At 61.5% G+C, this 12,285-nt stretch carries 8 protein-coding genes and 1 pseudogene; 7 read left to right on the top strand and 2 right to left on the bottom strand.

The features are described from left to right. Positions 1–207: 207 nt before the first annotated feature. Positions 208–423 carry a hypothetical protein gene (locus AB3X07_RS13760; RefSeq protein ID WP_369939162.1) on the bottom strand — a complete coding sequence of 72 codons (216 nt, stop codon included), beginning with the start codon at positions 421–423 and terminating at the stop codon, positions 208–210. A gap of 1,363 nt (positions 424–1,786) precedes the next feature. Here AB3X07_RS13760 and AB3X07_RS13755 point away from each other — a divergent pair. The 4 genes and pseudogenes from AB3X07_RS13755 (at position 1,787) to AB3X07_RS13740 (ending at position 8,278) form a co-directional block, all read left to right on the top strand. Next, positions 1,787–5,626 (top strand): RHS repeat protein, encoded by a 3,840-nt coding sequence (locus tag AB3X07_RS13755; RefSeq protein ID WP_369939161.1) that lies wholly within the window; start codon positions 1,787–1,789, stop codon positions 5,624–5,626. An 8-nt stretch (positions 5,627–5,634) separates the two neighbouring features. Continuing rightward, positions 5,635–6,588: an RHS repeat domain-containing protein gene (locus AB3X07_RS13750; protein ID WP_369939160.1), complete on the top strand. Its 954-nt coding sequence runs from the start codon at positions 5,635–5,637 to the stop codon at positions 6,586–6,588. Between the two features lies 1 nt (position 6,589). Then, positions 6,590–7,024, top strand: a complete 435-nt coding sequence (locus AB3X07_RS13745) for a hypothetical protein (protein ID WP_369939159.1) — start codon at positions 6,590–6,592, stop codon at positions 7,022–7,024. A 459-nt stretch (positions 7,025–7,483) separates the two neighbouring features. Next, a pseudogene (locus tag AB3X07_RS13740) lies at positions 7,484–8,278 on the top strand (IS5 family transposase). A 92-nt stretch (positions 8,279–8,370) separates the two neighbouring features. Here AB3X07_RS13740 and htpG read toward each other — a convergent pair. Then, positions 8,371–10,275, bottom strand: a complete 1,905-nt coding sequence (htpG, locus tag AB3X07_RS13735) for a molecular chaperone HtpG (RefSeq protein ID WP_369939158.1) — start codon at positions 10,273–10,275, stop codon at positions 8,371–8,373. Positions 10,276–10,489: 214 nt separating this feature from the next. Between htpG and rsmD the strand changes: the two genes are divergently transcribed. Genes rsmD through AB3X07_RS13720 form a run of 3 tightly spaced genes read left to right on the top strand, consistent with a single transcriptional unit; the run spans position 10,490 to position 12,127 of the window. Beyond that, positions 10,490–11,095 carry a 16S rRNA (guanine(966)-N(2))-methyltransferase RsmD gene (gene rsmD, locus AB3X07_RS13730; protein ID WP_369939157.1) on the top strand — a complete coding sequence of 202 codons (606 nt, stop codon included), beginning with the start codon at positions 10,490–10,492 and terminating at the stop codon, positions 11,093–11,095. Continuing rightward, entirely contained in the window at positions 11,092–11,598 is a 507-nt protein-coding gene (gene coaD / locus AB3X07_RS13725; protein WP_369939156.1) for a pantetheine-phosphate adenylyltransferase, read from the top strand. The genes rsmD and coaD overlap by 4 nt, the downstream gene beginning before the upstream one ends. Positions 11,599–11,635: 37 nt before the next feature. Then, positions 11,636–12,127: a hypothetical protein gene (locus tag AB3X07_RS13720; protein ID WP_369939155.1), complete on the top strand. Its 492-nt coding sequence runs from the start codon at positions 11,636–11,638 to the stop codon at positions 12,125–12,127. Positions 12,128–12,285: the final 158 nt, after the last annotated feature.

Raw genomic sequence — 12,285 nt, 5'->3', positions numbered from 1 at the left:
CACGTCGAACATGTCGGCGCGCGATCAGAGCGCGCCCGATCACAAAGGTGATGCATCGATCCGATGAATTTTGCAATCAGATGCGCTCGCGCTCACCTATACCGTGGAAATTCAACTCGCGACAACTGTGAGCTTGTGGCGTGAGATTTCCATGAGAAACGGCGGTTTCTCGTCGGTTGAAAATTTTTCTTGACAGATATCCCTGAGTCAGTCTGATAATTCGCCACGATCAGGATCTGGTCGGAAGGGGATTTCGTTAGAGTTGTTGCCACGTGCCTTTGGCGCGATGGCGCGGCGTTGCGTTTTTTGCGATTCGTCATCGCGATCCTTATAAAAGCCTCGCGATCCATCAGGGAATTTGGCCCGCAACGGGCTGAAAGGGAAGGGTGGAAGGATGTTCAAGGCGAGGCTGGTGATCGGCATGGTGCTGCTGTGCCTAGGCGCGCGCGCGCATGCGGGGGACGAGATTTCGCCCTACGAGGACTACGAAAAGAAGATCAAGGCGGCGCAGGTCGTCGGGCCGCTGAGTGGCGACATCTTCGGTGAAAACATCAGCTTGTACGATCGTAGTGTTAGCTTCCGCGCCACGGATGTCGACTTGCCAGGTAACAATGCGCTATCAGTGGCGGTCGGTCGTGAGTTCAAGGTCACAAATCGTCGATCCGAGTATGTCGCCAAGGGATTCGCGGATTGGGCAATTGACACGCCGCACGTGTATGGAGATTTCTTGGCGGACAAGGGGTGGATTACCACAAGCAGTTCACCAACAGCGCGTTGTTCATTGCCAGGTCGGCCTGATGCAGCAGCTACGGTAGGCGGGATCACCTACCCAGGTACAGCCGACGAAGTATGGAATGGCTACTACTTGCATGTTCCTGGCGAGGGAGACCAGGAGCTGTTGGTAGACAACCAGTCCAAGACCCCGCGTCCAACGGATAGTGTTGCTCGGCCATGGATCACAAAGGGTGGCTGGCGGCTGGGTTGCCTAGCAAGCACCACGAATTATGTAGGCGAGGGATTTCTCGCTATTTCTCCGGCTGGGGTGAAGTATTACTTCGACTATGCAACCTCGTTCACAATCAAGCCTTATGCTCTGCCAAGAAGTGGCTCCCAATCGGTAGTGTTTCCTCGAGCTCGCGTTTCATTAATGGCTAGCCGGGTGGAGGATAGATTTGGTAATTGGGTGGTCTATAGCTACACGGATGGCAAGCTAGCCTCTATTCAATCAAGCGATGGTCGATCCATTACGCTGGCCTACAATGGCGATCTGATCAGTAGCGTCCAGGCCAATGGCCAAACCTGGAGCTATGGTTACGAATTCAGTACTGCCTACCCAACATCATCGGGCGCCTACCGCTTAAAGAGCGTCACGCAGCCCGATGGATCGCAATGGATCTACACCGTTGTCAGTGGCAATTTGATGCCAAAACGGCAGTTTAGTGGCAACGACCACACGACCAGCTGCATCTCCGAGCCGGACCCTTTTGTCGGCGATTTCACTCTTCAGGTTACTCATCCTGCAGGCTCGATTGGGTTATTCGAGTTCGGCTACGAGCGTCAGTATCGCAATCATACGCCTATCCATCGATGCGACCTTCCGGGTCAGCAGGTGCCCGTCCCCTATGTTCCTGGCTATCTTGATAGTTACGCGTTGTCGTCGAAGAAAATCAGTGGTCCTGGCCTTGCGGAAAGTGTTTGGCGTTACTCCAGTGATGCACCCTACAGGAAGTTCTATCTCTCTGGCCAAGCGACAGATCCATGCCCGACTTGCATCCCGAGCAAGATCGTGAAGGTCATCAACCCGGATGGTACCGCGTCTGCCTACGAATTCGGCTTCATGTACGGCCTCAATGATGGCCGTCTGCTCAGCACCTCGGTGCTGGACGTTAATGGCAATGTGGTGTCCAAGACCAGCAACACCTACTTCGCCGATGGCGATGTGGACGCGCAACCCTTCCCGGCGGAGATGGGCCAGTCCTTGCTTGGCATTCCCAACCCGCTGACCAACGTGCTGCGTCCGCTGCGCAGCAAGACCGTGCAGCAGGACAGCACGACCTACACCTGGACCGCCAACGGCTTCGACGCCTTCGCACGCGTGCTCAGCGTTACCCGCGCCAGCCCCTGGCACTCGCGCACCGATGCCACCGAGTACTACGACGACCTCGGCAAGTGGATCATCGGGCAGACCGCCAAGAGCACCAATGCCAATACCGGGCTGGTGGAGTCGCAGACGAGCTACGACGCCAATGCGCTACCGTCGCAGCGCTGGTCCTTCGGCAAGCTGCGCCTGACCTTGGGCTACAACGGCGACGGTACGCTGGCCACGGTGAAGGACGGCAACAACAACACGACCACCGTCTCCAACTGGAAGCGCGGCGTGCCGCAGTCGATCCGCTATGCCGATGGCGCCACCGAATCGGCCACGGTCAACGACAGCGGCTGGATCACCTCTACCACCGACGAGAACGGCTTCACCACCACCTACGGCTACGACGCGATGGGTCGGCTGGCGAGCATCGCCTATCCGGCGAACGACAACGTGGCCTGGAACACCACCACGCAGGCGTTCGAACAGGTCAACGGCAGCGAGTACGGCCTGGGTGCCGGCCATTGGCGGCAGACTGTGGCCACCGGCAACGGTCGCAAGCTGACCTACTTCGACGCGCTGTGGCGCCCAGTCCTCACGCGCGAATTCGATGCCGGCAACGAAGCCGGCACCCAGCGCTTCCAGAAGCTGGCCTACGACTACGATGGCCGCACGACGTTCAGCTCCTATCCGGGGGCGAGCGATACGCTCAGCACCGGCACCTGGAACGAATACGACGCACTGGGCCGCGCGACCTCGGTGTCGCAGGACAGCGAGCTAGGCCTGCTGACCACGCGCACCGAATATCTCGCCGGCAACCAGACGCGGGTGACCAACCCGCGCGGCCAGCAGACCGTGAGCGGCTTCCAGGTGTTCGATCGACCCGACTACGCCAAGCCGGTGTGGATCCAGCATCCGGAGGGCGCCAACACAGACATCTCGCTGGACGTGTTCGGCAAGCCGACCTCGATCCGCCGCCGCAACGCGGATGGCTCGCTGTCGGTCACCCGCAGCTACGTGTACGACAGCTACCAGCAACTGTGCAAGACCATCGAGCCGGAAACCGGCGCCACGGTGATGGACTACGACGCCGCCGGCAACCTGGTCTGGTCGGCGAGCGGGCAGAGCTACACCTCGAGCGCGTCGTGCAACGGTGCCGACGTTGCCGCAAACGCCAAGGTCAGCCGCGGCTACGACGCGCGCAACCGTCTGGCCACGCTGCTGTTCCCGGATGGCGTCGGCAACCAGTCCTTCGTCTACACCGCCGATGGATTGCCGGCGCAGGTCACCACCAACAACAGCAATGTCGGCGATCCGGTCGTCAACGCGTACACCTACAACAAGCGTCGCCTGCCGTTGAGCGAGAGCATGACCCAGCCCGGGTCGGGCGCGCTAGGCCTGAGCTATGCCTATACCGCCAATGGGCATCCGGCCGGTGTCACCTATCCCTCGGGAATGTCCCTGAACTACGCTCCCAATGCGCTTGGGCAGGCGACCCAGGCCAACGGCTATGCGCTGGGCGTGAGCTACTACCCGAACGGCGCGATCAAGCAGTTCACCTACGGCAACGGGATCGTGCACACGATGGCGCAGAACGCGCGCCAGCTGCCGGCGCGCAGCAGCGACAGTGGCGCCAGCAACCCCCTGGACCTGGGCTACACCTACGATGCCAACGGCAACGTCGGTGCGATCACCGACTACGCGCGCGGCAGGCAAACGCGCAGCATGAGCTATGACGGGCTGGACCGCTTGATCACCACGCAGTCGGCGATGTTCGGTGGCGACAACCTGGCGCGCTACAGCTACAACGTGCTCGACGACCTGACCGCGGTGAAGGTCGGCGGCAGCCGCGACTACAACTACTTCTACAACGCCAACCGGCAGTTGCTGAGCGTGAACAACAGCTCGGACAACGCGGCGGTGATCGGGTTGAGCTACGACGCGCAGGGCAACCTGGCCAACAAGAACGGCGTCCGTTACCTGTTCGACAAGGGCAACCGCCTGCGCGAGGTCACCGGTCTGGAGACCTACCGCTACGACGCGCAGGGCCGTCGCGTGCTGGCCAGCAGTCCGAGCCAGGGCAATATCGTCTCGCTTTATGGGCAGGACGGCGTGCTGCGCTACCAGCGCGACGAGCGCGTCGGCAAGATCTCCGAGTATGTGTACCTGGGCGGCAGCCTGCTGGCCAAGGTCAGCAACCAGCCGACGCTGGCCTCGCCCAGTGTGACGGTGCCCGGCTACAGCAGCTCCGGCAGCTACAGCGTGCAATGGTCGGCGGTGGCATCTGCCACGCGCTACGAACTGCAGGAGCAAGCCGGCAGCGGCAGTTGGTCTGCCCTGTACTCCGGCACTGGGACCAGCCAGGCCATCAGCGGCAAGGCGGCCGGCACCTATGGCTACCGCGCCCGCGCCTGCGTGGGGGGCTACTGTGGTGCGTGGAGCGCCACTGCAACGGCAGTCGTGCAGTTTGCGCCCGGCGATGCGCCGAGCATCAGCGTGCCGGGGACCGGGGTGGTCGGCAACTACATCATCAGCTGGGGCACGGTCACGGGCGCGTCCAGCTACTCGCTGGAAGAGAGCGCCAACGGCGGCAATTGGGTTGTGTCCTACAGTGGCAGTGCGCAAAGCAATGCCTACAGCGGCAAGGGCGCCGGCAGCTATGCCTACCGCGTGCGCGGTTGCAATCCGGCCGGCTGCGGACCGTACTCGGGCACCGGCACGGTGCAGGCGGTGTACGCACCGGGTTCGGCACCGTCGCTCAGCGCTCCGGCGACCAATACCAGCGGCAGCTACACGCTCAGTTGGAGCACGGTCGCTACTGCGGTCAGCTACAACCTGGAAGAAAGCAGCAACGGCGGCAGCGGTTGGAGCGGAATCGCATCGGTGAGCGGAACCAGCGCAGGCGTCAGCGGCCGCGGCGCCGGCACCTACCTCTATCGGGTCAAGGCGTGCAACGCGGCCGGTTGCGGTAGCTACTCCGGTAATGCCTCCACCCAGGTGATCTTCGCCCCCACCGGCGCGCCCAGCCTGAGTGCCCCGGCCAGCGCCGGCGTCAACGGTTACACGGTGAGCTGGAGCGGTGTGGCGGCGGCCAGCAGCTACATCCTGGAAGAAAGCGCCAACGGCGGTGGCTGGACGGCCACCCAGAATGCCAATGCCACCAGCCAGGCGTTCTCCGGCAAGGGCAATGGCAGCTATGCCTACCGCAGCAAGGGCTGCAACTTGGCTGGCTGCGGGCCGTATTCCAATGCGCAAACCACCGTGGTAGATACGTCGCCGCCGGCTACGCCATCGTTCAGTTATGGCTACCGCTACATCAACACGTCGCCCGCCACGTTCGAACTAGGTTGGAACGCCAGTGCGCGAGCCACGCGCTACGAGATAAGCGGCGCGGTCAGCTATTCCGGACCCAAGACCTTCGTCACCTTGAGCAAGTCCGGCAGCGTCAACACCGTACAGGTCCGTGCCTGCAACGAGAACGGATGTTCGGCCTGGTCCCCCGTCTTCACTCCGTCGCTTGAGGGAGGGAAGGGCAAATGAACGGACCTATGATGAAGGGAATCGCAAAGCGCTTGGCTAAGCTGCTGTGGCTGCTGCCTGTGGCGTTGCCGCTGCATGCGGCGGCCGAAACGGTGGAGTATTTCCACACCGACGCTCTCGGCACCCCGATCGCCGTCACAGATGCCAGCGGCAATCTGATCGAGACCAGCGAGTACGAACCGTACGGCAAGCTGCTCAATCGCCCGCTGACCGACGGGCCTGGGTTCACGGGACATGTGCAGGATGCGGCCACCGGGCTGACGTACATGCAGCAGCGGTACTATGATCCGGTGATTGGGAGAATGCTCAGTACCGATCCGATTAATGTTAATCCAGGTAACGGCGAGGGATTTAATAGATATGCCTATACTGCGAACAATCCTTATAGATTTAAGGATCCAGATGGCAGGTGCGAAAAGCCGACGGGATCAAACATTTGTGGTCGCGGACTTGCTTGGTCAGCGGGGCCTGCTGACGGGGCAGTGGGTTCACATAGGCCGGTGAATTTCACAAAAAAGCCTGAGGTTTCATTGAGTACTGAAACTTATTCAAAAGTCTCTGATACCGCGGACAACTTTAACGAGAAAACCGGCAAGAAGCTTGTCGTTACAGATGGGGAGCGCACGCCAAAAGACCAGGCGAAACGTATGGCTTATAAGATCGCTAATGGTGCTGGGGTTAAGGAGTATGGGAATAAGAACGCAGCAAATGCCATTCTTGCTGCATATACCAATGCTGTAGCTAATGGGGCTGATCCAGTTGCAGCGATGGCAGAGAAAATTCAAGAGCAGGTAAGTGAGGGAGTCTATATTTCAAGGCATTTAAGCGGTGCCGGCGCAGACTTTCGCGATAGAGATTTGAGTCAAAAAGATAAATCGAATTTGCGAGAATCTGCAGTTGAAGCTGGCGCTAAAAATGTCTTGAGAGAAGGTATTCCTCCCCATACTCACGTGGAGTACTAACATGCATTGCAAGGTGCTTATATTGGCGATTGCGTTATTTTTTTTGCTACCTTCATGTGGTGCCGCTGAAAATAAGAAAAAAGAAGTAATTTCCATTGAAATTGGAAAATTAAGTCCGGTTGAGGTGGGGGTAATGACGCCGGGCGGGAGATTTATTTTTTTGCGGAATGATGGGGTTAATTGTCAAGGTGTGTCGGTTTTGGACGGTAAGGTTTTAATTGTGCCTTCAAAATCGGTTGGAATATATTGGGATTCAGAGGGTGCGCAGAATTTGACTGCTACCTTTGCCGAGCCGGGAGTTTTTACAGTGTACGTATCTGATAACCTTGAAACGGAGTTCGATAATTCCTCGTCTATTAGCAGAAGATATGTTAATAATGGTAATTATAAAGCAAGTATTAGCGCTGACTCCTGTCGGGGTGGGCGTGTTGATTAAAAATTTTTCAAATTTTAAATTTTCCGCTGCGGTGTGAGCGTGGATCATTTTGCGCGAGTAAAGCAGCGGTGTAGTCGGGCGGGTGTGAAGCGCAAATTCACATGCAAACTGGAAAATTTAAATTAACTTTACACGTACTGGCTGTTAAAGTAATCAGGGAGATGCGAAATTTGCTGTGATCGAGTTGGCAAATTTCAGATTGATTGAAGGTGCCTTAGTTCGCTGCAGTTCGGATCCGGTCAGTGACATTAAATATTGCGGAAGACGCAATCTGCCTTCCATGGCTTTGAGCTTTTTGGAGGGTAGGTCATAGGTCAATAACACCATTGGCTATCTTTTTTTAAGAATATAGATTTCTTAGTATTTTTCTGGCCTAAATTTAAGTAAATATCGTGCCAAATCTAAAGGTGAGGTTGGAGCGTGTTATGAGCTTGAAGCTCGTGCGGCTATCGTAAACGGATGAAGCCACCACGCCCATATCCGACCGACGTATCCGATGAAGAATGGGCGTTCGCCGCGCCCTACTTGACGCTGATGGATCCGCAGGCACGGCAGCGCAAGCATCACCTGCGCTTGATGTTCAACGCATTTCGCTGGATGGCGCGCGCCGGAGCGCCCTGGCGTCTGATTCCCCATGAGTTTCCACTGTGGGAGGCGGTCTACCAGCAAACCCAGCGGTGGCTGCAAGCGGGCTGCTTGAGGCCATAGTCAACGACTTGCGTTCGATCTTGTGAGTGACGCAAGGCAAGCAAGGGCAGCCCAGCGTCGTGATCCTGGATGGCCGGACGCTGCAGTCCAAATGCGAAAGCGGACCACGTGCTGGCTACGATGGCTACAAGCGCAAGAAGGGCAGCAAGGTGCACATGGCGGTGAACACGCTCGGCTATCTGCTAGCAGTGCAGGTCACGCCGGCCAACGAGCAGGAGCGTGCCCAGGTGCGATCACTGGCGCAGGAAGTTCAGTACGTCGCGGGCGAGACGGTGAGACTTGGCTTCGTCGATCAAGGCTACACGGGCGAAGGTCCGGCCGAAGCCGCGCAGGAGGAAGGCGTTGAACTGCACGTTGTAGAGCTGCCGGAGGCCAAGAAGGCTTTGTGCTGCTGCCTCGCCGCTGGGGCGTGGAGCGCAGTTTCGGTTGGGTCAATCGCTTCCGATGCCTGGTCTGTGACTCCGAATGCCTGCCGGAAACCTTGCAGGGCTCCATTTCGTCGTATTCACCATCCTCATGCTCGAAAGTGCTGCATCTCTATTTTAAAGTTCATAACACGCCCTAGTAGGAACGCTCAAATCAAAAACAAAGCCGGCAGTTGCCGGCTTCGTTCTTCGACGCAGTCGCCTGTTGTCGGCTTACGCCGACAATTCCAACAACAGCTTGTTAAGCCGACGCACATACGCCGCCGGATCCTTCAAGCTGTCACCAGCCGCCAACGCGGCCTGATCGAACAGCACCTTGGCCAGGTCGCCGAAGCGCTCGCCATCGGCTTCCGCGTCCAGCTTCTCGATCAGCGGGTGCGCCGGGTTGAACTCGAACACCGGCTTGCTCTCCGGTAGCTTCTGGCCGCTGGCTTCCAGGATCTGCCGCATCTGCAGGCCCAGGTCGCCCTGGCCGATGGCCAGGATCGCCGGCGAGTCGGTCAGGCGGTGCGAAACGCGCACCTCGGAGACCTCGTCCTTGAGCACGTTCTGGATGCGCTCGACCAGGCCCTGCTTGGCCTTGGCGGCTTCCTCCTTGGCCTGCTTCTCTTCCTCGCTGTCGAGCTTGCCCAGGTCCAGGTCGCCGCGCGCCACGTCGACGAAGGACTTGCCGTCGAACTCGGTGAGGTAGCTCATCAGCCACTCGTCGATGCGGTCGGTGAGCAGCAGCACTTCGATGCCCTTCTTGCGGAACACCTCCAGGTGCGGGCTGTCCTTGATCTGCGCGTAGCTCTCGCCGGTCAGGTAGTACAGCTTGTCCTGGCCTTCCTGCATCCGCGCCACGTACTCGGCCAGCGACACGTTCTGCTCGGCGTCGCCGCTGTGGGTGGAAGCGAAGCGCAGCAGGCCGGCGATCTTCTCGCGGTTGCTAAAGTCCTCGGCCGGGCCTTCCTTCAGCACCTGGCCGAAGTTCTTCCACACGTTCTTGTAGCGTTCCGGGTCGTCCTTGGCCAGCTTCTCCAGCATGTCCAGGGCGCGCTTGGTCAGCGCCGACTTCATCGAGTCGATCACCGGGCCGGACTGCAGGATCTCGCGCGAGACGTTCAGCGGCAGGTCGCTGGAATCGACGATGCCCTTGATGAAGCGCAGGTACAGCGGCAGGAACTGCTCGGCCTGGTCCATGATGAAGACGCGCTGCACGTACAGCTTTAGCCCGCGCGAGGCGTCGCGCTGGTACAGGTCGAACGGCGCGCGGCCGGGCACGTACAGCAGCGAGGTGTACTCCAACTTGCCCTCGACCTTGTTGTGGCTCCAGGCCACCGGATTTTCGTGGTCGTGGGCGATGTGCTTGTACAGCTCCTGGTATTCCTCGTCCTTGATCTCGGTGCGCGGACGCGTCCACAGCGCGCTGGCACGGTTGACGGTTTCCCACTCCGGGGTTTCCGGCTTGTCCTTGTCCTCGCCGTGGTGTTCCTTGGGCAGTTCGATCGGCAGCGCGATGTGGTCGGAATACTTGCGCACGATGCCGCGCAGCTTCCAGCCGTCGGCGAAGCCCTTCTCGTCGTCCTTCAGGTGCAGCACGATGCGGGTGCCGCGCTCGGCCTTCTCGACGGTGGCGACCTCGAACTCGCCTTCGCCGCGCGAGGACCAGTGCACGCCTTCGCTGGCCGGCAGCCCGGCGCGGCGGCTGTACACGTCGACCTGGTCGGCGACGATGAAGGCGCTGTAGAAGCCCACGCCGAACTGGCCGATCAGGTGCGAGTCCTTCTTCTGGTCGCCGGACAGGTGCTTGAGGAACTCGGAGGTGCCGGACTTGGCGATGGTGCCCAGGTGCGCCACGATCTCCTCGCGGCTCATGCCGATGCCGTTGTCGTCGATGGTGACGGTGCCGGCGTCCTTGTCGAAGCCGATGCGGATGCGCAACTGCGCGTCGCCGTCCAGCAGTTCCGGCTTGACCAGCGCCTCGAAGCGCAGCTTGTCGGCCGCGTCGGAGGCATTGGAGATCAGCTCGCGCAGGAAGATCTCCTTGTTGGAATACAGGGAATGGATCATCAGCTGCAGCAGCTGCTTGACCTCGGTCTGAAAGCCCAGGGTTTCTTTTTGGGTTTCCACGCTCATCGGTAGGTGCTCCATGAAGGATGGGCGGCCGCGCGGAGGAGGGCACGGCTCTGCCGGCCGACATGGTGGCGGCCGCGGCCGGCTTCAAGCGCTGGCTGGCGCATACGGCGGCCGGCGTGCTGGTCTATGATCCGGACCCCGTTCCGCCCTGCCCGCCGCCGATGCCGTCCCTGCGTCTCCCCGCTTCCGTGTCCCGGCCCGTGCGAGGCCGCCGATGAGCCGGCCCGGCGCGGGCCAGGTCCGCATCATCGGCGGGCGCTGGCGCAACACGCGCTTGCCGGTGCCGGACCTGCCGGGCCTGCGCCCGAGTTCGGACCGGGTCCGCGAGACCTTGTTCAACTGGTTGCAGCCGGCGCTGCCCGGCGCGCGCGTGCTGGACCTGTTCGCCGGCAGCGGCGCGCTGGGCCTGGAAGCGGTGTCGCGCGGCGCGGCCTCGGCCTGCCTGGTCGAGCGCGACCCGGCGCTGGCCGCCGGCCTGCGCGCCAGCGTCGCCAGGCTGCAGGCGCAGGCGCAGGTACAGGTGGTGCAGGACGACGCGCTGCGCTGGCTGGATGCGGCGGGCGCCGCCGCCCCGGCCGATATCGCCTTCGTCGACCCCCCCTTCGCCGCCGGGCTGTGGGACGCGGTGCTGCAGCGGCTGCCGGCGCGGCTCTCCGCCGGCGCCTGGCTGTACCTGGAATCCCCGGCCGGGCACGTGCCGGCGCCGCCGCCGGAGTGGGCGCTGTACCGCGAGGGCGGCAGCCGCGAGGTCCGTGCTGCCCTGTACCGGCGCGCCGCTGCTACACTTCCCGGCGACCTTCACGCGGTATCCAATGCATGACCGTGGCCCATAGCCGCATCGCCGTCTACCCCGGGACCTTCGATCCGATCACCAACGGCCATATCGACCTGGTCAATCGCGCCGCGCCGCTGTTCGAGCAGGTGGTGGTGGGCGTGGCGCAGAGTCCGTCCAAGGGTCCGACGCTGCCGCTGGAACTGCGCGTGGACCTGGCCCGCGAGGCGCTGGCCGGGCACCGCAATGTGGAGGTGATCGGCTTCGACACGCTGCTGGCGCATTTCGTGCGCTCGGTTGGCGGCGGGGTGCTGCTGCGCGGCCTGCGCGCGGTGTCCGATTTCGAATACGAGTTCCAGATGGCGAGCATGAACCGGCATCTGATCCCGGAAGTGGAGACGCTGTTCCTCACCCCGGCCGAACAACACAGTTTCATTTCGTCGTCGCTGGTGCGCGAGATCGCGCGGCTGGGCGGGGACGTGTCCGGCTTCGTGCCGCCGTCGGTGGTGCAGGCGCTGGTCCAGGCCCGCCAGGCCGCGGCGCAGCGCTGAGCCCGTCCGCCATTCACAGACAACAAGGGAGCCATCCATGAAGAACACCGTACGCGCGTTGCTGATCGCCTCGCTGGCCCTGGGCTTCACCGCCTGCAAGAAGGAAGAGGCCGCGCCGGTCGCCGATGCGAAGCCGGCGCTGACCGTGCCCTCCAAGGACGACGATGCCGGCTGGAAGAAGTACCTGCAGGAAGTGGCGCTGCAGAACATGGGCAACATCAGCAACAGCCCGTTCCTGTACTACCTGCCGCCGGAATCGGACCCGGAGTTCCAGGCCAAGTACGACCGCCAGGTCGAAAGCGCCACCACCGCCATCGGCCGCGGCATCCAGCCGGGCAACATGCTGGCGTTCGGGTCCTCGGCCTCGGCCAAGATGGCCGACCTGATCACCACCGCCTTCGCCAAGGTGGAGCCGAACACGATGAAGGGCGTGCGCGTGGTCTACATCGGCGCCGCCGCCGACAACGCCCGCGTGCAGACCGTGGTGCAGCCGACCGGCGCCGAGTACATCTTCGTCGAAGCGAAGTAAGTCACGCGAGTGCCGGCGCGCCGATGCGCGCCGGCACCGCGATCCCCGCGCCGCCCGCAACGGGCGGTCGCCGCGGATGCTGTCCTGGGCCCTGCGACCACCGCGAGGGCGCGTTCTGTCGCTGGCCAAGCGCGCACGTTCCTGCCGAGGCCCTGTCG

The organism is Xanthomonas sp. DAR 35659, assembly GCF_041242975.1.
Classification (GTDB): domain Bacteria; phylum Pseudomonadota; class Gammaproteobacteria; order Xanthomonadales; family Xanthomonadaceae; genus Xanthomonas_A; species Xanthomonas_A medicagonis.
The sequence above is the reverse complement of the archived record's forward strand: the minus strand, read 5'-3'. Positions and strand labels throughout refer to the sequence as shown.

What these genes read in the sequence shown, in the direction of transcription:
- AB3X07_RS13760 (WP_369939162.1), bottom strand. Translation starts at nt 423, where the DNA reads ATGCCGATCACCAGCCTCGCCTTGAACATCCTTCCACCCTTCCCTTTC.
- AB3X07_RS13750 (WP_369939160.1), top strand. Translation starts at nt 5,635, where the DNA reads ATGATGAAGGGAATCGCAAAGCGCTTGGCTAAGCTGCTGTGGCTGCTG.
- AB3X07_RS13745 (WP_369939159.1), top strand. Translation starts at nt 6,590, where the DNA reads ATGCATTGCAAGGTGCTTATATTGGCGATTGCGTTATTTTTTTTGCTA.
- htpG (WP_369939158.1), bottom strand. Translation starts at nt 10,275, where the DNA reads ATGAGCGTGGAAACCCAAAAAGAAACCCTGGGCTTTCAGACCGAGGTC.
- rsmD (WP_369939157.1), top strand. Translation starts at nt 10,490, where the DNA reads ATGAGCCGGCCCGGCGCGGGCCAGGTCCGCATCATCGGCGGGCGCTGG.
- coaD (WP_369939156.1), top strand. Translation starts at nt 11,092, where the DNA reads ATGACCGTGGCCCATAGCCGCATCGCCGTCTACCCCGGGACCTTCGAT.
- AB3X07_RS13720 (WP_369939155.1), top strand. Translation starts at nt 11,636, where the DNA reads ATGAAGAACACCGTACGCGCGTTGCTGATCGCCTCGCTGGCCCTGGGC.